Source organism: Streptomyces sp. NPDC046931 (genome assembly GCF_040644655.1).
In the GTDB taxonomy this organism is placed as follows: domain Bacteria; phylum Actinomycetota; class Actinomycetes; order Streptomycetales; family Streptomycetaceae; genus Streptomyces.
On sequence record NZ_JBEYWX010000025.1, the window covers coordinates 39,965 to 62,832 of the forward strand.

21 protein-coding genes and 2 pseudogenes are annotated in these 22,868 nt (G+C 70.1%); 17 read left to right on the plus strand and 6 right to left on the minus strand.

Annotated elements, in window-relative coordinates; all coding sequences use genetic code 11:
* Window positions 1-3 precede the first annotated feature (3 nt).
* Entirely contained in the window at window positions 4-1,179 is a 1,176-nt protein-coding gene (locus ABZ876_RS31575) for a glycosyltransferase (RefSeq protein WP_361788364.1), read from the minus strand.
* A 57-nt stretch (window positions 1,180-1,236) separates the two neighbouring features.
* Between ABZ876_RS31575 and ABZ876_RS31580 the strand changes: the two genes are divergently transcribed.
* Both ABZ876_RS31580 and ABZ876_RS31585 read left to right on the plus strand, forming a co-directional pair.
* A complete protein-coding gene (locus tag ABZ876_RS31580) occupies window positions 1,237-2,022 on the plus strand; it encodes an aspartate/glutamate racemase family protein (RefSeq protein WP_361788366.1) in 786 nt (261 codons plus the stop codon).
* A gap of 100 nt (window positions 2,023-2,122) precedes the next feature.
* Entirely contained in the window at window positions 2,123-2,668 is a 546-nt protein-coding gene (locus ABZ876_RS31585) for a hypothetical protein (RefSeq protein WP_361788368.1), read from the plus strand.
* 91 nt (window positions 2,669-2,759) lie between these two features.
* Here ABZ876_RS31585 and ABZ876_RS31590 read toward each other — a convergent pair whose 3' ends face one another.
* Window positions 2,760-3,854 carry an O-antigen ligase family protein gene (locus ABZ876_RS31590; protein ID WP_361788370.1) on the minus strand — a complete coding sequence of 365 codons (1,095 nt, stop codon included), beginning with the start codon at window positions 3,852-3,854 and terminating at the stop codon, window positions 2,760-2,762.
* A 230-nt stretch (window positions 3,855-4,084) separates the two neighbouring features.
* Here ABZ876_RS31590 and lnt point away from each other — a divergent pair, with 230 nt between their 5' ends.
* From lnt to ABZ876_RS31610, 4 genes are all read left to right on the plus strand, one after another.
* Window positions 4,085-5,746 carry an apolipoprotein N-acyltransferase gene (gene lnt, locus ABZ876_RS31595; protein WP_361788372.1) on the plus strand — a complete coding sequence of 554 codons (1,662 nt, stop codon included), beginning with the start codon at window positions 4,085-4,087 and terminating at the stop codon, window positions 5,744-5,746.
* 9 nt (window positions 5,747-5,755) lie between these two features.
* Window positions 5,756-6,235 (plus strand): NUDIX domain-containing protein, encoded by a 480-nt coding sequence (locus tag ABZ876_RS31600; protein WP_361788374.1) that lies wholly within the window; start codon window positions 5,756-5,758, stop codon window positions 6,233-6,235.
* Window positions 6,236-6,289: 54 nt separating this feature from the next.
* Window positions 6,290-7,090: a 3-hydroxybutyrate dehydrogenase gene (locus tag ABZ876_RS31605; RefSeq protein ID WP_361788376.1), complete on the plus strand. Its 801-nt coding sequence runs from the start codon at window positions 6,290-6,292 to the stop codon at window positions 7,088-7,090.
* A 68-nt stretch (window positions 7,091-7,158) separates the two neighbouring features.
* Window positions 7,159-9,084 (plus strand): GAF domain-containing protein, encoded by a 1,926-nt coding sequence (locus ABZ876_RS31610; RefSeq protein ID WP_361788378.1) that lies wholly within the window; start codon window positions 7,159-7,161, stop codon window positions 9,082-9,084.
* Between the two features lie 129 nt (window positions 9,085-9,213).
* On the opposite strand, the gene ABZ876_RS31615 is transcribed toward ABZ876_RS31610, so the two are convergent.
* The gene (locus ABZ876_RS31615) at window positions 9,214-10,602 is read right to left on the minus strand and encodes an MFS transporter (RefSeq protein WP_361788380.1); all 1,389 of its coding nucleotides are present in this window, start codon (window positions 10,600-10,602) and stop codon (window positions 9,214-9,216) included.
* A gap of 605 nt (window positions 10,603-11,207) precedes the next feature.
* Between ABZ876_RS31615 and ABZ876_RS31620 the strand changes: the two are divergent.
* Window positions 11,208-11,309, plus strand: a pseudogene (locus ABZ876_RS31620) (sensor histidine kinase); the annotation flags it as partial.
* Between the two features lie 170 nt (window positions 11,310-11,479).
* Here the strand turns inward: ABZ876_RS31620 and ABZ876_RS31625 are convergent.
* Window positions 11,480-12,688: a PP2C family protein-serine/threonine phosphatase gene (locus ABZ876_RS31625; protein WP_361788382.1), complete on the minus strand. Its 1,209-nt coding sequence runs from the start codon at window positions 12,686-12,688 to the stop codon at window positions 11,480-11,482.
* Between the two features lie 511 nt (window positions 12,689-13,199).
* Here ABZ876_RS31625 and ABZ876_RS31630 point away from each other — a divergent pair.
* The 10 genes and pseudogenes from ABZ876_RS31630 to ABZ876_RS31675 all read left to right on the plus strand — a co-directional run bounded on the left by ABZ876_RS31630 (window position 13,200) and on the right by ABZ876_RS31675 (window position 20,390).
* Window positions 13,200-13,484 carry a GlsB/YeaQ/YmgE family stress response membrane protein gene (locus ABZ876_RS31630; protein WP_361788467.1) on the plus strand — a complete coding sequence of 95 codons (285 nt, stop codon included), beginning with the start codon at window positions 13,200-13,202 and terminating at the stop codon, window positions 13,482-13,484.
* Window positions 13,485-13,723: 239 nt separating this feature from the next.
* Window positions 13,724-13,954, plus strand: coding sequence for a hypothetical protein (locus ABZ876_RS31635; RefSeq protein WP_361788384.1), 231 nt, complete (start codon window positions 13,724-13,726; stop codon window positions 13,952-13,954).
* Window positions 13,912-14,148: pseudogene (locus ABZ876_RS31640) on the plus strand (ATP-binding protein); the annotation flags it as partial. The gene ABZ876_RS31635 and the pseudogene ABZ876_RS31640, both read left to right, overlap by 43 nt.
* Before the next feature lie 649 nt (window positions 14,149-14,797).
* Window positions 14,798-15,001: a cold-shock protein gene (locus tag ABZ876_RS31645; RefSeq protein WP_006136369.1), complete on the plus strand. Its 204-nt coding sequence runs from the start codon at window positions 14,798-14,800 to the stop codon at window positions 14,999-15,001.
* Between the two features lie 344 nt (window positions 15,002-15,345).
* On the plus strand, window positions 15,346-16,839 hold the full coding sequence (locus ABZ876_RS31650; RefSeq protein WP_361788386.1) for a DEAD/DEAH box helicase: 1,494 nt from the start codon (window positions 15,346-15,348) through the stop codon (window positions 16,837-16,839).
* Between the two features lie 45 nt (window positions 16,840-16,884).
* Window positions 16,885-17,289, plus strand: coding sequence for a CBS domain-containing protein (locus tag ABZ876_RS31655; RefSeq protein ID WP_361788388.1), 405 nt, complete (start codon window positions 16,885-16,887; stop codon window positions 17,287-17,289).
* Between the two features lie 50 nt (window positions 17,290-17,339).
* Window positions 17,340-17,648 carry an SCO5918 family protein gene (locus ABZ876_RS31660; RefSeq protein ID WP_361788390.1) on the plus strand — a complete coding sequence of 103 codons (309 nt, stop codon included), beginning with the start codon at window positions 17,340-17,342 and terminating at the stop codon, window positions 17,646-17,648.
* 1,065 nt (window positions 17,649-18,713) lie between these two features.
* A complete protein-coding gene (locus ABZ876_RS31665) occupies window positions 18,714-19,052 on the plus strand; it encodes a MerR family transcriptional regulator (protein ID WP_361788392.1) in 339 nt (112 codons plus the stop codon).
* 539 nt (window positions 19,053-19,591) lie between these two features.
* Window positions 19,592-20,104 carry a hypothetical protein gene (locus tag ABZ876_RS31670; RefSeq protein ID WP_361788394.1) on the plus strand — a complete coding sequence of 171 codons (513 nt, stop codon included), beginning with the start codon at window positions 19,592-19,594 and terminating at the stop codon, window positions 20,102-20,104.
* Between the two features lie 175 nt (window positions 20,105-20,279).
* A complete protein-coding gene (locus ABZ876_RS31675) occupies window positions 20,280-20,390 on the plus strand; it encodes a helix-turn-helix domain-containing protein (RefSeq protein WP_361788396.1) in 111 nt (36 codons plus the stop codon).
* 73 nt (window positions 20,391-20,463) lie between these two features.
* Here ABZ876_RS31675 and ABZ876_RS31680 read toward each other — a convergent pair whose 3' ends face one another.
* Window positions 20,464-21,927: a hypothetical protein gene (locus ABZ876_RS31680; protein ID WP_361788398.1), complete on the minus strand. Its 1,464-nt coding sequence runs from the start codon at window positions 21,925-21,927 to the stop codon at window positions 20,464-20,466.
* Between the two features lie 42 nt (window positions 21,928-21,969).
* A complete protein-coding gene (locus ABZ876_RS31685; RefSeq protein ID WP_361788400.1) occupies window positions 21,970-22,698 on the minus strand; it encodes a Crp/Fnr family transcriptional regulator in 729 nt (242 codons plus the stop codon).
* Between the last annotated feature and the right edge of the window lie 170 nt (window positions 22,699-22,868).

Here is a 22,868-nt window from a genome sequence, read left to right on the forward strand (position 1 = left end):
CGCTCACGTTTCGTCGAGCGCCGCGTCGGGGCGGGCGTAGGTGCGGCCCTTCCAGGCCGCACCGCGCCCCCGGTAGTGCTGCACGGCCGAATCGACCGTCATCAGGAGGTAGAGGAGGGCGGTCAGCGGGAGGGGCAGCGCGAGCCACAGTGGCTGGCGGTAGTAACGCAGCATCGGGATGTACGTCGCCGTCATCACCACCTTCGCGAGTCCGCCGACCACCAGCGCGGCCATGTCCCCCTTGACGAGCCCCGCGACGAGCGCGACAGAAGGCATCAGGTAGACGACGGCGAGTGCGAGCACCGTGCCGACGAGCAGCAGGGGACTGTGCCGCAACTGCGCGTAGGCACTGCGCGAGACCATCCGCCACAGATCGTGCAGCCGGGGATACGGACGCACGCTGTCGACCCGGTCGGCCAGCCCCAGCCAGATATGGCCGCCGCCGGCCTTGACCGCCCGAGCGAGCGCCACGTCGTCGATCACGGCCTGCCGGATGGCGTCGGGAATCCGTGCGCGCTCGGCCGCCTCGGTACGCAGCAGCACACAGCCGCCGGCGGCTGCCGCGGTCCGCGATCCCCTCGCCGCGATCCACCGGAAGGGGTAGAGCTGTGCGAAGAAGTACACGAAGGCGGGCACGACGAGCCGTTCCCAGACGCTGTCGATCCGCAACCGGGCCATCTGCGAGACCAGGTCGAAACCGCCGGTCCGTGCCGCCGCCACCAGTTCCCGCAGACTGTCGGGCGCATGCGCGATGTCGGCGTCCGTCAGAAGGAGGTATTCGGGGGCACGCGCGCGTGCGAGAGCGATTCCGTGCCGCACGGCCCACAGCTTGCCCGTCCACCCGGGGGGAGGTTCGCCGGGGGAGCCGACGGTGAGCGGCAGCCCGCCGTACCGCTCGGCCAGTGTCCGGGCGAGCTCTCCGGTGCCGTCCGAGCTGCCGTCGTCGATCAGGAAGATCTCGGCCTGTCCGGGATAGTCCTGCCCGAGCAACGACGGAAGGCTGTGGGGGAGGACCGGGGCCTCGTCCCGCGCCGGTACGACGACACAGACCGACGGCCACGACTCCGGTTCCCGGCGCGGCGGCAGCCGTAGATCGGTGCGCCAGAAGAAGCCCTGGCCGACGAGCAGCCACAGCCAGGAGGCCAGTGACACGAGGGCGATCCACACAAGGGCACTCACCCGTCGCAGTCTGCCCCAAGGAAAGGGCTGTCCGGGCCCATCGACTATGGTTGCCGGGTGAAGATCGCGCTGATGGACTCCGGAATCGGACTGCTGCCGGCCGCCGTGGCGGTGCGGCGTCTGCGGCCTGACGCTGATCTCGTGCTCTCGCTGGACCCCGACGGCATGCCCTGGGGGCCGCGCACACCCGATGATCTCACCCGGCGGGCCCTGGCCGTCGCCGAGGCCGCCGCCGCCCAGCGGCCCGACGCCCTCATCGTCGGCTGCAACACGGCCTCCGTGCACGCCCTGACCGCGCTGCGCGCCCTCCTGGAGCCCGGTCTGCCGGTCATCGGCACGGTCCCGGCGATCAAGCCGGCCGCTGCGGGCGGCGGACCGGTCGCCATCTGGGCGACACCCGCCACCACCGGCAGCCCCTATCAGCGCGGCCTGATCCGGGAGTTCGCGGACGGGGTGGAGGTCATCGAGGTCCCGTGCCCCGGGCTCGCGGACGCCGTGGAGAAGGCGGACGACGCGGCCATCGACGCTGCCGTCGCCGCGGCCGCGGCGCGCACGCCGGCCGAGGTGACGACCCTGGTCCTGGGCTGCACCCACTACGAACTGGTCGCCGAGCGGATCCGCGCCGCGGTGCAGCAGCCGGACCGGCCGCCGCTCGTTCTGCACGGTTCCGCCGGCGCCGTCGCCGCGCAGGCGCTGCGTCGCATCGGTGCGGACGTGGCTCCGCAGGCCACCGGGAGTGCCGGGATGACGGTACTGCTCAGCGGACGCCAGGGCGTCCTGCCGGCCGCGGCGCTGGCGTACGCCGAGGGCAACCTCCTGCAGGCGGTCAGCACGGCCGGGTGAGGACGAACCCGAGACCGGCTCGGCTTCGTGGGCCGTCACCCGGACCGGTGACGCTGCGCAACGCCATGCCCGCACTGCGAAACATAGGTACCCTCAAGGCATGAGGGACCACCTCGACGGTGACAGGGCCCGGCAGCCCGAGATCTGGACCGGACGCGCGACGAACCGTGCGCAGTGGCTCGTGGCGCTCGTCGGTGCCGCCTGTATGGCGCTCGGGATCGAGCTCGCCGTCGACTCCGCGTGGTCGTCCGGCGTCGTCCCGCTGGTCATGTCCGTCGTGGGCTGTATCGCGGCCGGACTGCTGGTCCTCTTCGGCACGCTCGCTTTCGTGCATGTCGCCGTGAAGGTCGACAAGGAGTGTCTCGAGGTGCGCTGCGGCCACATCGGTGTGCCGCGTCGCCGCATCCCTCTCTCGCTTGTCGCCGGAGCCGAATTCGTCCCCCGGGTCACTCCGCGTCAGTGGGGCGGCTGGGGTTACCGCTGGCGCCCCGAGAAAGGCACGGCCGTCGTCGTACGCCGTGGTGAGGGGTTCGTTCTGCGCCTGTGGGACGGCCACACCTTCACGATCACCGTGGACAACGCCGAGTCCGCGGTACGGGTCATCCGGGCCCGGTTGCATCCGAGCCTGCCGGGCGCCACCCACTGACCGGGGACCCTGCCGTCCGCCCTTGCTCCTTATCTACTGGATGAGTCCTTATCTACTTGGGTGACTCCTTGTCTACTGGGTGACTCCTTGCCTATCGGGAGTGCTCTTCCGTCTCTGAGGTGCTCTCCGCCCGATTCACAACGTGCTGTCCGCCCGGCCCCTCGCCGTCCCACAGCGGTCGCGCCGTCGCGATCCCGGCCAGCGTGCCCGCGCCGGCCGTCACCGCGGCGAAGCTCAGCGCGTCGCCGACCGACGCGATCACCGCCAGCGCCGTCAGAGCCGCGCCCGCCGTGAGGGCGATCGACGTGGGCCGCTGTGTGCGCCGGAGGGCGTGCAGGAACCAGCAGAAGACGGCCGTGAGCAGTGCCAGACCGATCAGTCCCTGTTCCGCGGCCTGCTGCAGGGGTGCGGAATGGGGCTTGCCGTCGGGCAGCAGTGACTGGCCGGCCATGGGGCTCAGCTCGCCGAAGCGCCCGGGCCCCGCACCGAGCGCGGGATGCTCGCGGGCCAGGGCGAGCGCGTCGTGCCAGAGCAGGACTCGGTGGCCGCCGAGCTGGTCCTCGAGCAGAGCCGAGGGGGCGCCGGGCGTGACGTTCCCGGCCATGGCCCAGGTCGCCGCGGTCACCAGGGCCGCCACGAGGGCGAACACGGTCAGCACTCGGGCGCGATGGCGTGTCCGGTCCGCTGCGAGCGAGTACAGCAGTACGCCGATGGACGCGAGGAGGCCCGCCATCGAGCCCAGTGCCGCCGCCACCCCCGCGATCCCGGCGACCGACAGCCGGAGCGCGAACCGTGGCGCGGGGCCCCGGGCCGCCCACGCCGCACAGCACGCCGCTCCCGAGGAGAGTGTCAGCAGGGCGGCGACCGCACCGCTGTGTCCGAGCGGGACCGGAGGCTGCGGGCCCGGCGTCGTGTGCGGTGCCGCGACGGTGAATCCGACTCCCATCAGGGCACCCACGGCGGGTGCGGTCACCGGCAGCAGAGCCCCGAAGATGCGTCCCGAGGCGTAGCCGGCGGCGACTGCCAGCACCGCGAGGAGGATGCCCTCGGGCCGCCCGCCGTGCGCGGCGGCCGTGATCAGCGACCAGGTCGCGCATGCGGCGAGCAGAAGAAAGCCCGCCGCATCCGAAACGTTTCGTCTCTCGTCTTCGGAGTCCGCGGCCCCGGCCGCGGACTCCGTCCCCATGGATCCCACCCCGCCGCCCCCTTGTGACGGGCCCCACGTCCCGGCCGTGTCCGGCCGCACGTCAGAGGCTCGCGCACACCGTAACGGGTGATGCGCCGGGTTGTGGACGAGTTGCGCAGAAACGTTGCAGCAGAAGGGTGGAGCAAAACGGAATAAATGCGTGTGGGAGCCATGGGGTGCCGAGCGGACCGAGCTGTCCGGGGCCTGGTCACGCCCCGTACACTCCCCGGGTGACCGTCACCGCAACTCCCGTGGGCGAGCCGGAACAGCTCGAACCCCAGGCCGCACCCGCACCCCGTGGTGCCCGCCGGGTACGGCGCCTCCTTCCGGCCGCCGTGGCCGCGCTCTCCGGAGTGCTGCTCTACGTCAGCTTTCCGCCCCGGAGCCTGTGGTGGCTGGCCCTCCCGGCCTTCGCCGTCTTCGGCTGGACCCTGCGCGGCCGTACCTGGAAGGCGGGTCTCGGCCTCGGCTATCTGTTCGGCCTCGGTTTCCTGCTGCCACTGCTGGTGTGGACCGGCGTCGAGGTCGGCTCGGGCCCCTGGCTCGCTCTGGTCGCGGTGGAGGCCGTCTTCGTCGCGCTCGTCGGCGCGGGCATCGCGCTGGTCTCCCGGCTCCCCGCCTGGCCCCTGTGGGCGGCCGCCGTATGGATCGCGGGAGAAGCGGCACGCGCGCGTGCGCCCTTCGGCGGCTTCCCCTGGGGGAAGATCGCCTTCGGCCAGGCGGACGGCGTCTTCCTGCCGCTCGCGGCGGTGGGCGGCACCCCGGTGCTCGGCTTCGCCGTCGTACTGTGCGGCTTCGGTGTCGCCGAGACCGTACGCGTGGTCGCGGACGGGCGGCGCAACGCCGGTGTCCTGCGGCGCGGAGCCGCCGTCGTGGCCCTGCTGAGCGTCGGGGCCCCCGTGCTGGGCGCCGTCGCCGCGCGCTCCCTGGTCAGCGACAAGGCCGAGAACGGGACCGCGACCGTCGCCGTCATCCAGGGCAACGTGCCGCGTTCGGGGCTCGAGTTCAACGCCCAGCGGCGTGCCGTTCTCGACTTCCACGCGCGTGAGACCGAGCGCCTGGCCGAGAAGGTCAGGGCGGGCAAGGTCCCGCGGCCCGACCTGGTGCTGTGGCCGGAGAACTCCTCCGACATCGACCCCTTCGCCAACGCCGACGCCGCCGCGGTCATCAGCGGGGCCGCCCGCGCGATCGGCGCACCCGTCTCGGTGGGCGGTGTCGTCGAGCGTGACGGCAAGCTCTACAACGAGCAGATCCTGTGGGACCCGGACAAGGGCCCGGTCGACACCTACGACAAGCGGCAGGTCCAGCCGTTCGGCGAATACCTCCCGCTGCGCCCGCTGCTGGGCGCCATCAACAAGAACTGGACGTCGATGGTGCGCCAGGACTTCAGCCGGGGCCGCAAGCCGGGCGTGTTCACCATGGCGGACGCCAAGGTCGGACTGGTCACCTGCTACGAGGCCGCCTTCGACTGGACGGTGCGCTCCACCGTCACGGACGGCGCCCAGCTGATCTCGGTGCCCAGCAACAACGCGACCTTCGACCGCAGCGAGATGACCTACCAGCAGCTCGCCATGTCCCGGGTGCGCGCGGTCGAGCACAGCCGGACCGTCACCGTCCCGGTGACCAGCGGCGTCAGCGCGGTCATCATGCCGGACGGGAAGATCACCCAGCGGACCGGGATGTTCGTGGCCGACTCGCTCGTCCAGAAGGTGCCGCTACGTTCCTCCGAGACCCCCGCCACACGGCTCGGCACCCTGCCCGAGACGGTGCTCGTGGTCATCGCGCTCGGCGGTCTCGCCTGGGCGGTGGCGTCGGCGGCACGCGGTCGCCGCGACCGCGCCGTCCAGGATGTCCGTCCGGAGGGCACGGAGATCTCGGCACCGGCCCCATAGGGTCGCTCCATGTCCACTCCCGAATTCATCAGAACCATCCGCGCCTTGGCGGGCCATCAGCTGCTCTGGCTCCCCGGGGTCACCGCCGTGGTCTTCGACGACGACGGCAGAGTCCTGCTGGGGCGCCGGGCCGACGACGGGAAGTGGTCGCTGATCGGCGGCATTCCGGAGCCGGGGGAGCAGCCTGCCGCCTGCGCCGTGCGTGAGGTGTACGAGGAGACGGCCGTGCGGTGTGTCGCCGAGCGGGTCGTCCTCGTCCAGGCGCTGGCCCCGGTGACGTACGAGAACGGCGACACATGCCAGTACATGGACATCACGTTCCGCTGCCGCGCCGTCGGCGGCGAGGCGCGTGTCAATGACGACGAGTCGCTCGACGTGGGCTGGTTCCCGGTGGATGCGCTGCCGGCACTGAACGGGCTCGCGCTGCTGCGGATCAAGCAGGCACTGTCCGACGCACCCACATGGTTCGACCCCACTAATCTCCTGTGAAGTGTGGGTGTTGACCATATGAGGCATGGGTGGGGCGCTGCCTAGGGTTGACACATGACCGAGCCCCGCCCCCTGCCGGCCCACCACGTCCTCTCGCTCGATCTCGACGGTCGTACCGCCCTCGTCACCGGTGCCGCCGGCGGCATCGGCCGTGCCTGTGCGCTGCGGCTGGCGGCCGCCGGGGCCAAGGTGAGAGCGGTGGACCGGGACACCGCCGGTCTCGACGCCCTCGCCGAAGCGGCGGACGGCCTTCCGGGCACCGTCGAGCCGCACTGCCTCGACCTCACCGACCTCGACGCGGCCGAGCTCGCCGCCGCCGGCACCGATGTCCTGGTCAACAACGCCGGACTCCAACTGGTGCGGCCGCTGGAGGAGTTCCCGCCCGACGTCTTCCACACCGTCCTGACGGTGATGCTCGAGGCGCCGTTCCGGCTCATCCGCGGAGCACTGCCCCACATGTACGGCCAGGGATGGGGCCGTATCGTCAATGTGTCGTCGGTCCACGGGCTGCGCGCCTCGGCCTTCAAGTCGGCCTACGTCGCCGCCAAGCACGGGCTCGAAGGGCTCTCGAAGACCGCGGCCCTGGAGGGCGCGCCCCACGGTGTCACATCGAACTGCGTGAACCCGGCGTATGTGCGCACGCCCCTCGTGGAGAAGCAGCTCGCGGACCAGGCGAGGGCGCACGGAATCCCCGAGGAGCGCGTGCTGTCCGAGGTGCTGCTCCAGGACGCGGCCGTCAAACGGCTCATCGAACCGGAGGAGGTCGCCGAGGCGGTCGCCTATCTCTGCAGCCCAGGCGCCTCCTTCATCACCGGTACCTCGCTGGTGCTGGACGGCGGCTGGACGGCCCACTGAGCGGGAACATGCCAGGAGTTGTCCACAGGGCCGGTGGAGCCGGCCCTGTGGTGGGCCATCCTGGGGGCATGTCACGCGATCACGTACAGTCCGCGGCACCTCCCGGCACCCATGCCGAGGCCCCGTTCCTGGAGCTCCTGGCCCGGGGCGCATCGGCCGACGCCTACGAGCAGCCGGTGCTGCTGGCGCGCGCCGAGGGACTGCCTCCCGAGCCTATCGACGCGCTCGAACAGGCGAAGCGTCTCGCGCTGCGCGTGCGTGCGGAGATGGAGGGCAGACGCCGGCGGGAGGCCGAGCTGTCCGCGCTCTTCGAGACCGCCCACGACCTGGCGGGGCTGCGTGACCTCGACGCCGTCCTCCCGGCGATCGTCCAGCGCGCCAGGTCGCTGCTGAGCACCGATGTCGCGTATCTGACCCTGCACGACGAGGCCGCCGGCGACACCTATATGAGGGTCACCGAGGGCTCGGTCGCCGCGCGGTTCCAGCAGCTGCGCCTCGGCATGGGCGAGGGACTGGGAGGACTCGTCGCCCAGACCGCCCGTCCCTACGTGACGCCCGACTACTTCCACGACGGCCGCTTCCAGCACACCCGGACGATCGACTCCGGTGTCCGTGACGAAGGGCTCGTGGCGATCCTCGGAGTGCCCCTGATGATCGGCCCGCAGGTCATCGGGGTGCTGTTCGCCGCCGACCGGCGTGCCCGGGTCTTCGAGCGGGAGGAGATCGCGCTTCTCGGCTCGTTCGCAGCGCTGGCCGCCGCCGCCATCGACACCGCGAACCTGCTCACCGAGACCCGTTCGGCCCTCGACAGGCTCGCGAGCGCCAACGAGATCATCCGTGACCGCAGCGCGGTCATCGAGCGGGCCTCCGATGTGCACGACCGGCTCGCCGAACTCGTCCTGCGCGGCGGCGGCGTCCACGACGTGGCCGCGGCGGTCTCCGAAGTCCTCGACGGCACGGTGGAGTTCGCCGAGGCGGACGCCGCCCCTGCCGCGGCCCTGGAAGTGTCCCGTGCCGAGGGTCATGCCGTTCGGCGCGGGGACGACTGGGTCGCCGCCGTGGCGGCCGGTGGCGAACTGCTCGGTGCGCTGGTACTGCGCGGCCACCCACGGCTCGACCCGGTCGACCAGCGCACCCTGGAGCGCGCCGCGATGGTCACCTCCCTGCTGCTGCTCGCCCGCCGCTCGGCAGCGGAGGCCGAACAACGCGTGCGCGGCGAGCTGCTGGACGACCTCCTGGACGCCCGCGACCGCGACCCACGCGTCCTGCGCGAGCGTGCCGCGCGGCTACACGCCGATCTCGACGCCACCCATGTCGTGCTCGCCGCCCGCTCCGACGGCGCGTCGCCCGACGCCGACCAGGAGGCGGCCGCTCGCCGCCGTCTGGCGTCCGCCGCGTCCCACCTCGCGGCCACCTGTCACGGGCTCGCAGCCGCCCGCGACGGAGGTACGGTCCTGCTGCTGCCCCTGGAAGGCGGCGCCACCGCAACGCGGTTGGCCCGCCGCACGGCCCGCCAGCTGAGCACCGCCGTCCACGAAACGGTCACCGTCGGCGCCTCCGCACCCGTCGAGGACCTCGCCGCCCGCCCGGACAGGGTGGCCGCGGCCTACACGGAGGCGCAGCGCTGCCTGGAGGCCCTGCGCCTGCTGGGACGGGCGGGCGACGGTGCCGCGGCGGGGGACCTCGGCTTCCTGGGGCTGCTGCTCGCCGGGGACAGAGACATTTCCGGGTACGTCGACCGTACGATCGGCCAGGTCGTCTCCTACGACGAGCGGCGTGGCACCGATCTCGTCCGCACCCTCGACGCCTACTTCGAGTCGGGGATGAGCCCGGCCCGCACCAAGGACCGGCTGCATGTCCATGTGAACACGGTGGCGCAGCGGCTGGAGCGGGTGAGCCGGCTCCTCGGCGACGACTGGCAGTGCCCGGCCCGCGCGCTGGAGATACAACTGGCCCTGCGGCTGCACCGGTTGTCGTCGGCGCCCCACCACTGACCCCGGAACGCGCGAGCGGCCGGGCGCCCCCGCCGCACCGCGCACGGGGACCGATCCCACGAATCCGACCCGGACGCGACCCGGTCCCGTACGCCGCGACGCACGGGACCGGAGAAAGGAACCGGGGGATCAGGCGGTACGGGCATCCGCCGGCCGGGTCCCCGCGGACTCGGTGTCCGCCGGGTCGTCGATCCGAGCCAGATCGCGGTCGCGTGTCTCCTTCGCGACGCCCACCGCGACCAGCGTCAGCACGGCGGCGGCGATCACATACAGGGCGATCGGCGTGGAACTGCCGTAGTCGGACAGCAGCGCGGTGGCGATGAGCGGGGCCGGGGCGCCGGCCGCCACGGAGGCGAACTGGGCGCCGATGGAGGCACCGGAGTACCGCATGCGGGTGGCGAACATCTCGGCGAAGAAGGCCGCCTGGGGTGCGTACATCGCCCCGTGCAGCACCAGACCGACGGTCACGGCGAGGACGAGGTTGCCGAAGCCGCCCGTGTCGATGAGCGAGAAGAACGGGAACATCCACAGGCCGACTCCGGCCGCGCCCAGCAGATACACGGGCCGGCGGCCGATCCTGTCCGACAGCGCGCCCCACGCCGGGATGACGGCGAAGTGCACCGCGGACGCGATGAGCACGGCGTTCAGGGCCGTCTGCTTGGACACGCCGGCCGACGTGGTGGCATAGACGAGGATGAAGGCGGTGATCACGTAGTAGCTGATGTTCTCCGCCATCCGCGCGCCCATCGCGACCAGTACGTCCCGCCAGTGGTGCCGCAGGACGGACACCAGCGGCAGCTTCCCCGCGTCGGTGTCCTTGGCCGCCTTGCGCGCCTCGGCCTGCGCCAACGCCTGCTGGAAGACAGGCGATTCATCGACAGAGAGACGAATCCACAAGCCGACGACCACCAGCACTCCGGACAGCAGGAACGGTATGCGCCATCCCCAGGTCCCGAACGCACTGTCGGAGAGGACCGCGGTCAGCAGTGACAGCACACCCGTGGCGAGCAGTTGCCCGGCCGGCGCGCCGGTCTGCGGCCAGGAGGCCCAGAAGCCGCGCCGCCGTGCGTCGCCATGCTCCGAGACGAGCAGTACGGCGCCACCCCACTCGCCGCCGAGCGCGAACCCCTGCACCAGCCGCAGCGTGGTGAGCAGCACGGGGGCGGCGGTGCCGACGGTCGCGTGCGTCGGCAGCAGACCGATGGCGAAGGTCGCTCCGCCCATCAGCAGCAGGCTCAGCACCAGCAGCTTCTTGCGCCCGAGCCGGTCACCGTAGTGCCCGAAGACCAGAGCACCGATCGGCCGGGCGGCAAACCCCACCGCGTACGTCAGAAACGAAAGGAGGGTACCGACCAGAGGGTCGGAGTCCGGGAAGAACAGCTTGTTGAAGACGAGCGCGGCGGCGGATCCGTACAGGAAGAAGTCGTACCACTCGATGGTGGTGCCGATGAGGCTGGCGGCGACGATGCGGGGGAGGCTGGCGGGGGTTGGGGGAGCGGATGATGCTTCGGATGCCATGTGCGCCACTTCCTCGTGTGCGGTGGGGACGGGTACGTGTCGGCACACGGTAGGAAGGTGCAGGTCAGGGGCCCATGTGGCGGGACACCATAGTTCGGGTGTTGGCTATGCGGGCGGCCACCATGCCAGCTCGCGGAAGGGCGGTTCAGGGGCTCGAAGGTGGTCGAAACGAGTGCTGTCCGGGACGCGCAGTTCGGGGTGATCTGACGGTGCGGTGCTGACTCCCGTGCTGGTTTGGTGCTGACTAAAAGCCCACGTCATCACCCGTGCTCACTCCTCCCGTGCTGACTTGGTGCTGACTATGCTCCGTTGAACTCGGACATCTATCGAGACCGCTGAGCTGCTCGTCTCGGAACTGATCACCGATGCCATCCGCCACGGCTCCGGCCCGCCCCTGATCCAGCTCCCCTGGAACGGGCGGTGGCTGCACATAGCCGTCAGCGATTCCAGCGACCGTCGGCCCCGCAAACGCGCCACTGCGAACACCGAGCCCGGAGGTTTTGGCATCCAGCTCCTCGACCGACTCGCCCGACGCTGGGGCGTCACCCCGGCTCAGCCCGGCAAAACGGTCTGGGCCGAACTCGGCCTCGACTCCTGAGCGCGGTGCGGAGCTGACCACCAACAGCGTCGTCCACGGCGCCGGTTCGGGGACGCTGCGGATCTGGGCCGAGAGCGACCGGATCGTCTGCGAGGTCCACGACGGCGGACTCGCGCGACACCGCATCACGGCCGGGCCACGTTTCAACCACCCCCGAGAGAGTTACCGATCAACGTCTTCCCCACCGCTCACCGGCACGTGAGTGACGCTCAAAGACTGTGCATCGCCGTGCTCATCCCTGCCACCCCACCGTCGAGCAGGCCCGCTCCCAGCAGGGACTCAGGAGTAGGCCATCATGGCTGCGGGGTCGGGGCTCGGTCCGGCCGGACGGCTGCGATTGCTGTGCCAGTCCAGTATCAGGACGGTGGCGTCGTCCTTGAGGTTGCCGTGGCAGGCGTCGAGCACCGCGGCGGTCAGGGTCCGGACGGCTTCTCGCGGGTGCAGCGCGCGGGTGTCGTGAATGACCGAGGCCAGGTCGACGGCCGCGGCACCGCGTTCCTGCATTCCGTCGGTGAGCAGGACCAGGCGGTCCCCGGGTCTCAGGAGTAGTTTCTGTAGGCGGTAGGTGGTGGGTGCCACCACACCGAAGGGCAGGTTGACGGCGAGTTTCACCTCTTCGACGGCGTTGTCACGCAGCAGCAGGGGCCGGGGGTGGCCGGCGTTGACCAGTTCGCACAGGCCCGTTGCGAGGTCGACGCACAGCAGCTGTCCGGTGGCCAGGCCGCGGCTGTGGCTCAGCAGGGCCTCGTGGGCGTGGTGGGCCTGCTTGAGGGCGTCACAGCCGCTGCGACGTGCCCGCCGCAGCGCGCCGACCAGCAAGCTGGCCAACAGAGCAGAGTTCGTGTCGTGACCCATGGCATCGGTGATCGACAGGTGCAGAGTGTCGCGGTCCAGCGTGTAGTCGTAGGTGTCGCCACCGATGTCGTCGGCCGGGACCAGTCCGGCGGCCAGAGTGAACTGGGCCGCCTCGCAGCAGGAGGCCGAGGGAAGCAACTGGTGCTGGATCTCCGCCGCCAGGCTGGTCTCGGTAGTGCGCCGGCCCTGGTGGTACAGATCGGTGAAGCGGCGGTCCGTGACGATGATGTAGGCCAGCGCGTGGGCCGCGTGGCGGACCTGGCGCAGCACGGTGTCGTCTGCGGACTGCAGGCTCACCTCCAGGACGCCGATGCAGTCGCCGCGGTTGGTGACGGGCGTGATGACGCGTCGTCCGCCTTGGCCGTCCGGTTCCACATTCTGGCGCTGGCTTTGCAGAACGCTGTCGTAGACGCTGCCCTGCAGGTCGATCGGCTCGCCAAGGTCGGCGGCCTTGTCACCGGTCGCGGCGAGGCGTACCAGCCGCTGACCGATGAGGTCGACGAACAGGAAGGAGACGGCCTCGGCACCGAACCGCTTCTGCAGGTCGTGTGCCACCACGTCGACGGACTCACCGGGCGGGGCCGCTTCCGCAGCGGCCAGCAACTCGCCCAGTTCCAGATCTCCACCCCTCACAGCAACCTCCTGTCGGTTGCCGCACCTTCTTCCCCGAGTCTGTGCAACCTCACATACTTTTCCCATCTTGCCTGGTCAGGGCGGGATTCCAGATCGGTGCGAGCACGTCCCGCCTTCGTCAGGCGGCGTTCGTGGGCGATCGTGCGGCCGGTGCGTCGGCGGACATGGATGCGGAGGAACCAGCATGTCGACTGCATGGCGAGCGATCCGGGAACGGGCCGATGCCGCTCCGGTCCACGGTGGTTGCTCGACTCGGTGCCGGTGCGGCCCTGTTCGGCCAGGTTTGGTTGCCAGTGGAGGTGGGCGACGCCCGATCCCAAAAGCCGGCGCCCGCGTGTCCGACCGAAAGATCATTACGGGGCCGTTCGCCGCCTGACGTCGCGGCCGCGACGACGGCGGGAGATGGTGTCAGGAGCTGGCACGGCCGGGTTCGGGGAAGATGTTTGTTCGGGCGTGATCGGTGCAGACGATGAGCTGACACAGCCTTTATATGACGAAGTGGAAAGGCACCATGGGCATCATCGCGTGGATCATCATCGGCCTGCTCGCCGGCGCCATCGCCAAGGCTTTGATGCCGGGCAAGGACCCGGGCGGCATCATCGTCACCATGCTCATCGGCATCGTCGGCGGTCTGCTCGGCGGCTGGCTCGGCAAGGTCATCTTCGGTGTCGACTCCATCGACGGGTTCTTCGATCTCTCCACCTGGGTCGCCGCGATCGCCGGCTCCGTCATCCTGCTCGCCCTCTACCGCCTCGTCACCGGCAACCGGCATTCGCACCGTCACGCGACCCGCTGAGGGCACAACGTCTCCGGACACACCTGGACGGCTCCCTTCCTGTTCGCAGGACGGGAGCCGGCCAGGTGTGTCCGGCCGGGCCCCGTGGCCCATCCGCCGGTTGCCGTCGTCCGGGGTCCACCGCGTCGTTCCACCGTCCGAACAGGCGTGTGTGCAGGCCGGTGGCATGATCGTGCTCCTCGTGGGCGGGCGACCGGCGTGTCGTGCGTCCCGGCTGAACTCGTGTCCCGGGTGAGCTCTTGCCGGTCCAGGCCGGCTTTGAGGTGCTGGGCGACGCGGACACCGGGATTCCGGGGCTGCGGGTGACCGAGGTGACCGCGGGCGCGCTGGTCAGCTGGACGGCCTCGGACGGGTTCATCGCGCTCGCCCGTGACCAGGCAGGCCGTGCGGCGAGCAACGACAGCATGAGAGTGATCGTGCAGACGGCAACGCCATCCGCTACGGCGACGCCCCAGTGGGCCTGCGGCTGATTCGGGGTCAACCTGTGATCTGCGAGGTCTCCGATCCCAGCCAGACGCAGGCGCATCTGCGACGGGCCCGGTGGACGGACGAAGGTGGCAGCGGTCTGTTCCTGGTGGCGCGACTGACCCATCGTTGGGGCAGCCGCTACACCGTTGCGGGCGAAACCATCTGGACCGAAAAACTGCTGGAAGAAGTGCTCTGACCTATCGGCTCGGTTGGCTGACGTGATGGCGCTTCAGCCGACGGTCACCAGCACACGTCGCACCGTCGGCCTGCCTGGCCACTCTGTCGGAGTAGTACACGAAGACGTCCCGTCGGCATGCGCGGGTACGAACGGTGCATCCAGCAGTCCGAGAGCCTGATCACCTGGGCCGCCATCACCTTCATGACCAGACGCCTCACCCACACTGAGGAGGTGGGCTCGCTCGTCCGGGACCGGGAACGGCAGCCGCTGCGTGGTCATCACCCAAGTCTCGCAGCTGCATTTCCTGGGCGGCAGCGGATTTACTCCAGCCGTCGCGCAGCGTGCCGGTTGGCAACTCTTCCTGAGACACTAAGCTCCGAGTGAATCAATATCTGTTCCCGGGGGATCAGATTTTGGGGGGTCCGTGCAGTGGGATTTTTGCCGCGAAGAGCAGAGTGGAATTATCCACCGCACGCGGGCCGCTCCGGCGTGCTACTGTCTATCTCAGTTGCAGTTGTGGTTCCCGAAACTTCAAGTGCCCCCACCAGGCTTCTGCCGGTCGGGAGCACTTTTGTATTTCCGGTCATTTCCGGGCGGGGTGATCATCGCGGCGACACGGCGTCCGCGTGGTGCGGACGCCGATGCACTGCCCCAAGGGAGATATGACATGGCTACTGGTACCGTGAAGTGGTTCAACGCGGAAAAGGGCTTCGGCTTCATCGAGCAGGACGGCGGCGGCGCCGACGTGTTCGCCCACTACTCGAACATTGCCGCGCAGGGCTTCCGTGAGCTGCTCGAGGGTCAGAAGGTGACCTTCGACATCGCGCAGGGCCAGAAGGGCCCGACGGCCGAGAACATCGTTCCGGCCTGACGCTCACGCGCAATCCGTAGCTGGGGCCCGCATCCTTCGGGGTGCGGGCCCCAGCTGCATGCGTATCCCGCAGCGGCTTTCACCCGCGGGATGCCCCGGAGGAATCCGCAGTACCACCACAAGCGGTTCAGCCCTCAGGGCGCAGGCGCATCCTGAAGCGCTGCACCGCAGCCGGCGCCTGGATCGCAAGGTCCCATCGCGTCACCCATTTCAGGACCTGTGCCCACGGATGTTTTCGCCGGCCAGATCTGCTTTCTTTTGCCACCGGTCCATACTTGTAATTCTCCGTGCCATTCATCGCGGCGGGAATTCCTTGATATGTGCCACATCGAGGAAGGTTCCGCATGAACCGCGCGTACAGGAACGACCGCCCCGCCCGCCCCCGTGACGGCCGTGCCGACGCCGGAAGGGGCGGCAGCGGCTACGGCTCGCAGGCACCGCGCCGTACCGGCGGGCCCGTCCGCTCCGGCGGTTACGGCCGTCGGCCCGCCGCAGTGCAGGGTGAGTTCGCGCTGCCCAGGACGATCACCCCCGCGTTGCCCGCCGTTGAGGGCTTCGCCGATCTCGACATGCCCGAGCAACTGCTGGCCGAACTCGGCAGGCAGGGGGTGACCGCACCGTTCCCGATACAGGGAGCGACGCTGCCGAACTCCCTGGCGGGCCGTGACGTCCTGGGCCGCGGCCGCACCGGTTCCGGCAAGACCCTCGCCTTCGGCCTCGCCCTGCTCGCCCGCACCGCCGGACAGCGTGCCGAGCCCCGCCGGCCGCTGGGGCTGATCCTCGTACCCACGCGTGAGCTGGCACAGCAGGTGACCGACGCGCTCACCCCGTACGCCCGCTCCGTGCGGCTGCGGCTGGCCACGGTGGTGGGCGGCATGTCGATCGGCAGGCAGGCCGGCGCGCTGCGCGGCGGAGCCGAGGTCGTCGTCGCGACACCGGGGCGGCTCAAGGACCTCATCGACCGCGGCGACTGCCGGCTGAACCACGTCGGCATCACCGTGCTGGACGAGGCCGACCAGATGGCCGACATGGGCTTCATGCCCCAGGTCACCGCGCTGCTCGACCAGGTGCGCCCGGAGGGGCAGCGCATGCTGTTCTCCGCCACCCTGGACCGCAACGTCGACCTGCTGGTGCGCCGCTATCTGACCGACCCCGTCGTGCATTCGGTCGACCCGTCGGCCGGTGCGGTCACCACGATGGAGCACCACGTCCTGCACGTCCATGGCGCCGACAAGCACGCCGCCACGATCGAGATCGCCGCCCGCGACGGCCGCGTGATCATGTTCCTGGACACCAAGCACGCCGTCGACCGGCTGACCCAGGACCTGCTCAACAGCGGGGTGCGCGCCGCCGCGCTGCACGGCGGCAAGTCGCAGCCGCAGCGCACCCGCACGCTGGCGCAGTTCAAGACCGGGCACGTCACCGTGCTGGTGGCGACCAATGTCGCGGCGCGTGGCATCCACGTCGACAACCTCGACCTGGTCGTCAACGTCGATCCGCCGACCGACCACAAGGACTACCTCCACCGCGGCGGCCGTACCGCCCGCGCCGGCGAGTCCGGCAGCGTAGTCACGCTCGTCACGCCGAACCAGCGCCGCGGCATGGCCCGCCTCATGTCGGACGCCGGAATCCGGCCGCAGACCACCCAGATCCGCTCGGGCGACGAGGCCCTGAGCCGGATCACCGGCGCCCAGGCCCCGTCCGGCATCCCGGTCGTCATCACCGCACCGGTGGTCGAACGCCCCAAGCGCGGCGCCACCTCCCGAGGCCGACGCCGCCCTTCCTCGGCGACCCGGCGCGCCGGCGTACGCCAGCCCGTCCTCGACACGGTGGCCTAGAACCTTCGCGATCAGGAAGCCGGCCCATCTCGCAGGAGGCACCTTTTGACGCTGATTCAGACGCAGCCCCGTCCGGCGGGCGCCAACCCCGCTCACAGGACGGCGGTGGAGGGCATGGACGAGGCCGGACCGCAGGTCTGTGACGACATGAGCGTCGAGGTGGCGCTGGCCGTCATGGCCGCCGCACGCACGGGCCGACTGGTCGTCTGCGACCAGGACGACCAGTGCACCGGCCTGGTAGCCCGTACCGAACTCGCCGCCGTCCGCGACAGCTCCGACTACACGGACCGTGTCCGCCTGCGCGACATCCTCGGCGACCACGGTTCGTTCGCCTCACCCGTGACCACGATGGCCGAAGCCGGGCAGGCGATGCGCTCCCGTCGGCTCGGTGTCCTGCCGGTGGTCGACGAGCAAGGCAGCGGCCTGGGCATCCTCGCCCTCTCCCGCTGAAACACCTCGCCCCTGGTCGGACCGTTCTTCCCTTCTCCCCGTGAGGCCACATGCGCTGCGTCATCGCCCGCTTCCACTTCGAGCTCACCAGGGGCGGAGTGCTGGAATCGATGAAGGGCACCAAGCCTGAACCGGTCACCGGAGCTTCGGTGATCATCGGCCGCCGCCACTACCCCCTCAAGCAAGTCGGCCAAGTCATCACCCGCCAGGACCGCCGAGACTTCAGCGCCGCCGAAGTCCTGCGGGCCATGACTCAGCTCGGCTTCACCTGCCGCGCCGTTCCCAAGACAGCGTCCCCGGGCATTCTCAGCCCGATGCAGCACGCCTCCGTGATGCTCGGCACCCCCGTCACGGTCTGACCGGGTAAACAGACACGAGCCGTCGCCTGACCAGCAGTGTGGGCCCGACCGGTACGCCGGTCGGGCCCACACTACGTGCAGCGGGTTCCCGTCGCCGTCGCTCAGTGGCCGGAACAGCTGAAGTCGCCCACGGTCCAGGCGCTGACTTCCTCGATCGCAAACCGGTATCTCCCACCCGCCTCGGGACCCCCAGGGTGCCCTGCGGGATCCGGGCGGCATGGAAGTGCAGACGCGTGAGCGGCCCGTCCTTGCTTCGCGGGGGAGCCGAAGACGGCGGTGACTGAGCCTCGGAGCTGCTTGAACCAGCCATGGACCGGTCGAGGCGGATTGCCTCGTCTTCGAGCGCACAGAAATCTGTGTAACCCAGAGTAGACATTCGGTGACGGTGTGGTTATGGTTTCTCTCGTAGCCGAGATCGAGTGAGGCCCGGCAGAGATGAACTGCCGGCCAGCAGTACCGCAGTTGCAGTTCGCAGGGCGGTGCGGTGGTGGAGTTTCGAAGCCAGAGCGGTTGCAGGACGGCGACGGGACTGACGACCGGACCGGGTGGCCCGCAGTGATCAGGGGCCGCCATGAGCAGTACCGCAGTGGCAGTACCCGCAAATGAAGGATCGCAGTACCCAGCAGTGAAGTCAGTGAGCAGTACCTCGGTGAAGGCGTCGGCTGCGGACGCGCGCACCGGGAGGTTCGGCAGTGGGGTTCCAAGCCAGAGCAGACGCACGACGGGTGACGGGGCTGGCTGCCGAAGAGTGGCGCTGTTCGAGGCCATCAGAGGTTCGCAGTTTCCGTTGGTGAGTAGTTGATCAAGAGGGAAGAACGGAGGAGCCGAGCGCCATCAGGATCGCCCGGGCAGAAGTCTTGGCCCCGGGTACCGCAGGACATCGATAGTGAGGTGGTCTCCGGTCAGGCAACCGCGATCCCCGCGCCCCCGACAGCTTCTCGGTCGGGTCTGCGGAAACAGAGGGCCGGTGCAGTATCAGGGCCGGCAGATGGTGTAGTAGTTCCTTCGGGGCCCTGGTGCCAGTAAGGCGCCAGGGCCCCTCCACGCGTTCCACAGAGAGGTGCAATGACAGCAGACGACACGTTCAGCCGTCTCGACGACGACACCTACCCCGCCTACACCATGGGCCGGGCCGCCGAGATGCTCGGCACCACACAGGGCTTCCTCCGCGCCATCGGCGAAGCCCGCCTCATCACCCCTTTGCGCTCCGAAGGCGGCCACCGCCGCTACTCCCGGTACCAACTGCGCATCGCCGCCCGCGCCCGGGAACTGGTCGATCGGGGCACCCCCATCGAGGCCGCCTGCCGGATCGTCATCCTCGAAGACCAGCTCGAGGAAGCCCAGCGCATCAACGCCGAATATCGCCGCGCCGCCGAATCAGCGAAGCCAACGGCAGCAGCATGAGATGAGCGTGCCCGTCAGCGCCGGCGGGCACCGCGCGCACGATCTCGGTGTGCGGTGTGATCATTTCCTGTGGTGACGCCGGTGTGTGGGCGTGTAACGTCCGGGTCAGCTGTCGTGGTTCGGAATTCCCTCTTGCCCACGCCTCTGGTGTGGGCGTTTTTTCTTGGACTCACTGGCAGCTTCAGACTGGCCGAGCCGGGGGACTGGCCCTACTGCAGCGGTTGACCTGCCGGGTGGTGTCCACCTCGCGTTCCTTCACGTCCCGGACGGTGCGGTCGACTGCGCGGACAACGAGCCAGACGCATGATCTCGTCAGTTTGACGATTTTCTCTATCTGGTGGAGCACCCACGATCATGTGCGTTTCCGTGGTTGACGGTGATGTCGATCGAGCTGCTCGGGAACTCGTAGGTGTGGACTCCCAAGCAGAACGGGCGCCGTCCTGCGAGTCCGGCTGATCGGGCGCTCTCAGCCCGGCCCCGCGGTTTCCGCCACACCCGCCCGGCCGGTCCTGGGCCTGCTGGGCTCCTCCCCGCAGTGGTTGCGCGCGGTCGCCGACAGCGAAGCGGCGTTCGTCGCCGGAACATGGCTTCATCTCCTGGGCGAAGCCGGCGTCGGCAAGGGGACGCCGGTCGAGGTCCTGCACCGGGCCCATGGCGCCGGAGGCCGGCTGGAAATGGCGGAAGCGCCGCTGTCGGATGTCCCAGCTGTCACCGAGCGCTGGCCGCACGACATCCGAGAACTGCTTGCCGTACCGTCCAACGTGCTCGTCCTGCGCGACGTACACATGCTGGGCGACCAGCTGCGGCAGCGGCTGAGGAGCCTGTTGACGCAGCTGGACGGCACCGCCACCGGACAACTGGTGATGACCAGTCAGCCTTCGATGGTCGGCACCGACGACCAGCCGGACCAGTTCTGCGATGCCACGGTGGAGGTGCCGCCCTTGCGTCATCGCTACGGGGACATCGAGCACCTGGCGCGCTTGTTCCTGCGTAAGTACCGGCCGAGCGACGAGAGCAGGTTCTCCCCGGATGCGCTGGCCGTGTTTCAGTGATGCCCCTGGCCGGAGAACGTCCGGCAGCTGGAGTCGGTGATCCGCGGCCTGGTCCGGCGGCCTCCCGGCCGGGTGATCCACGTGGAGGACCTGCCGCCGGAATGCCGGGTGTCCTCGCACAAGGTCCTGACCACCATCGAGGCGCTGGAACGCGACGCCAGTTCTGCGTGGGTTGGTGGCCCGCAACTCCAACGTCCAGCGCACCGCGCAGGACCTCGGGATCTCCCGCGCCACCATGTACCGCAGGATGCGCCGTTACGGGATCGTCCCGTCGAGCCCGACCTGACGGGCCGCCCACTGCCTCGACGGCGTGCCGGGCCGCTGTGTCCTTGTCGGCGCGCCGGCGGACCGGTGAGGGCTCACAGGGCGCCGACGCGTCCACGGCCCGTCGGCCTCACCTGGATCCATGCCACCCCGGTGTAGCCCTTGGTTTCGACGTGTATCTCGGCCCGCTCGAAGCCGTTCCCCGACAGTCCTTCGTAACCGGTGGCTACAAGATCCTTGTAGAGCGTGTCGGAGAAGGCGACCGCCAGATGGGAGGAGGGGTTGTCGGCGAGCCTGCGGCGGACGGGACCGGAGTCGAGGACGCGGAAGAGGGCTACCACCGTCGATCCCGCGTAGCCGCTGTCCGCCTCGTGCACGATGCCCTGGTGCAGGCTGGCCCGCATGCGGACCTCGCGGGGGACGGTGGGGCCCCGGTCCGACTCCGTGCCAGGAGGCCGGTGGGCGGCGGCTGCGGCATTGGCGGTTGCCAGACCCGCGGCGAGCCCGTCCAGCAGCCTGGGGACGACCCTGACCTCGTCGATGCCGGGCTCCAGCACGAGCAGATAACCGTCTCCCTGAGCCTGGCGGCCACAGCGCTGCCAGTCGACGCCTGCCCTTGCGCAGGCGGCCCTCAGGGTCCGCAGCAGGACACGCTGCAGCCGGACCATGTCGGCGTTGTCGCGGGCGCTGTACTTCTCGATGTCGACGGCGAGGCAGAGCCGCCGCAGGCCCGGGGGCAGTTCCTCGCCGTCGGCGGAAGCGCCGTCGACATCGCTGTGGATCTCTCTGCCGGTCTCGCCGTCGCCGTCCGGCATGGCGCCGTCGTCGTACCCTGCGAGCGCCCATGACCCGGGGAGTGCCCCGTGGGGCGCGAGCGGTGCGGCAGCCGCCCAGGCGTCGGCGAGCCTCAGGCGGAACCGCGTGTCCTGCGGACTCGCCGCCTCCCTGCGCACAAAGGCCCCGCCCAGCACCGATTGCACAGTCACCGTCGTCAGGCTCAGCCGGCCGGACACCTCCTCTGCGGTCGCCGGTACGCGTACGACGGCCTGGACCCAGCGGCCGTCTGGGCGCAGAGCGCCGCCCCGACCCGGGGCACGGAAGGTCCAGCGGAGCCGGTCCTGGCCGAGCCCGAACGCGACGATCTCCGTTCCATCCGCGGCCATCGTGCCGGGCGCCGGCTGCAGGGCCAGGGCGTGTGTCCCGTCGTCGAACCGTACCGCGAGGGTGACCTGCTGGTATCCGCGGCCGTCCGGCAGTTCCTCCAGGTCGAAGGGGAAACACAGAAGCATCTCGCGGTGCACGTCGGCCTCTGTCGCCCCCCCACCGCCGGCTCCGGGCAGCACGAAGCCGAGGGGCCGCCCCAGCGAGGCACGGGCGACCCGGTCACGCACGGGGTGCCCTCCCCCCTTCGCCACCACGCTGTCGAGGGCGATCAGGTCCGTGGTGGCCAGTACGTCGTCGTGGTCGTCGTGGTTGTCACGGTCTCCTCGGTCGTACTGCTTCTCCGTGTCGTGCTCGCGGTCCCCCATGTCCCGTCCCCCCTCGATGTCCTGTGCCATGGCCGGCCGTTCCGTCCTGTCGCAAGTCCCGGCCGTCGTGCCTCAGTCGTCCGGTTCCGTCAACCGTGCCGCCTGACGCAGTCCGGCCGGGGAGACGACGGTGATGCGGCTGTAGCCGACCTGGATGATTCCCTGCTCGGCCAGCGCGCCCAGCACGTGGTGAACCCGTCGTTCCTTCGCCCCGACCAGTCCGGCGATCTCCGCCTGGGTGAGCCGCGGCCCGATCAGGACCCTGCCGCACGACGGCTGCCCGTAGTCCTCGACCAGATCGACGAGCACCCTGGCGACCCGCGTCGCCACCGGACAACCGCTGAAGTCGCCGCGGCGCCGCACCGACCACCGGTTCTTGCGCACGAGCATCCGGCTGACCGCCAGCGCGGCCACGGGACAACGGTCGAGGCAGCCGAGGAAGTCCAGCTGTCCGATGCGCCGGGCCGTGACCCGGCCGGCGGCCGTGACCGTGGCCGAGCGGGGTCTGTTGTCGAAGGCCGCGAACTCTCCGACGAGGTCCCCGCCGATCCGTACGGCCAACAGCGCCGTGTCCCCGTCCTCCGTGAGAGCGGTCACCTTGGTGACACCGCTCAGCAGCAACAGGACGAACGTCTCGTGCAGCCCTTCGGCCAGAAGCGTCTCGCCGGGCTCGTACGACCGCAGGGTTCCCAGGGAGAGCAGGGTTTTGGCGGCCTCCGAGGAACCGGCCAGCTCTGCCAGGAAAGTACCGTGCGGCCAGCGCTCGGCGGAGCCCGTGCCTTGTGTGTACCTGTCCGGCATCACAGCACCTCTCCGGCTTCTCGGGCTTCTCCGGCACTTGTGACGTACGGCATCGTAGTCGCTGCGCAAGGGTGGACAGCCGCTTTTCGCAAGCCCGTTGACACCGTCCCACGGGATTCCGCACTGCTGCGGGGACGTGGTCCCCGTGCGTGCCGCACGGTGGCTGTACG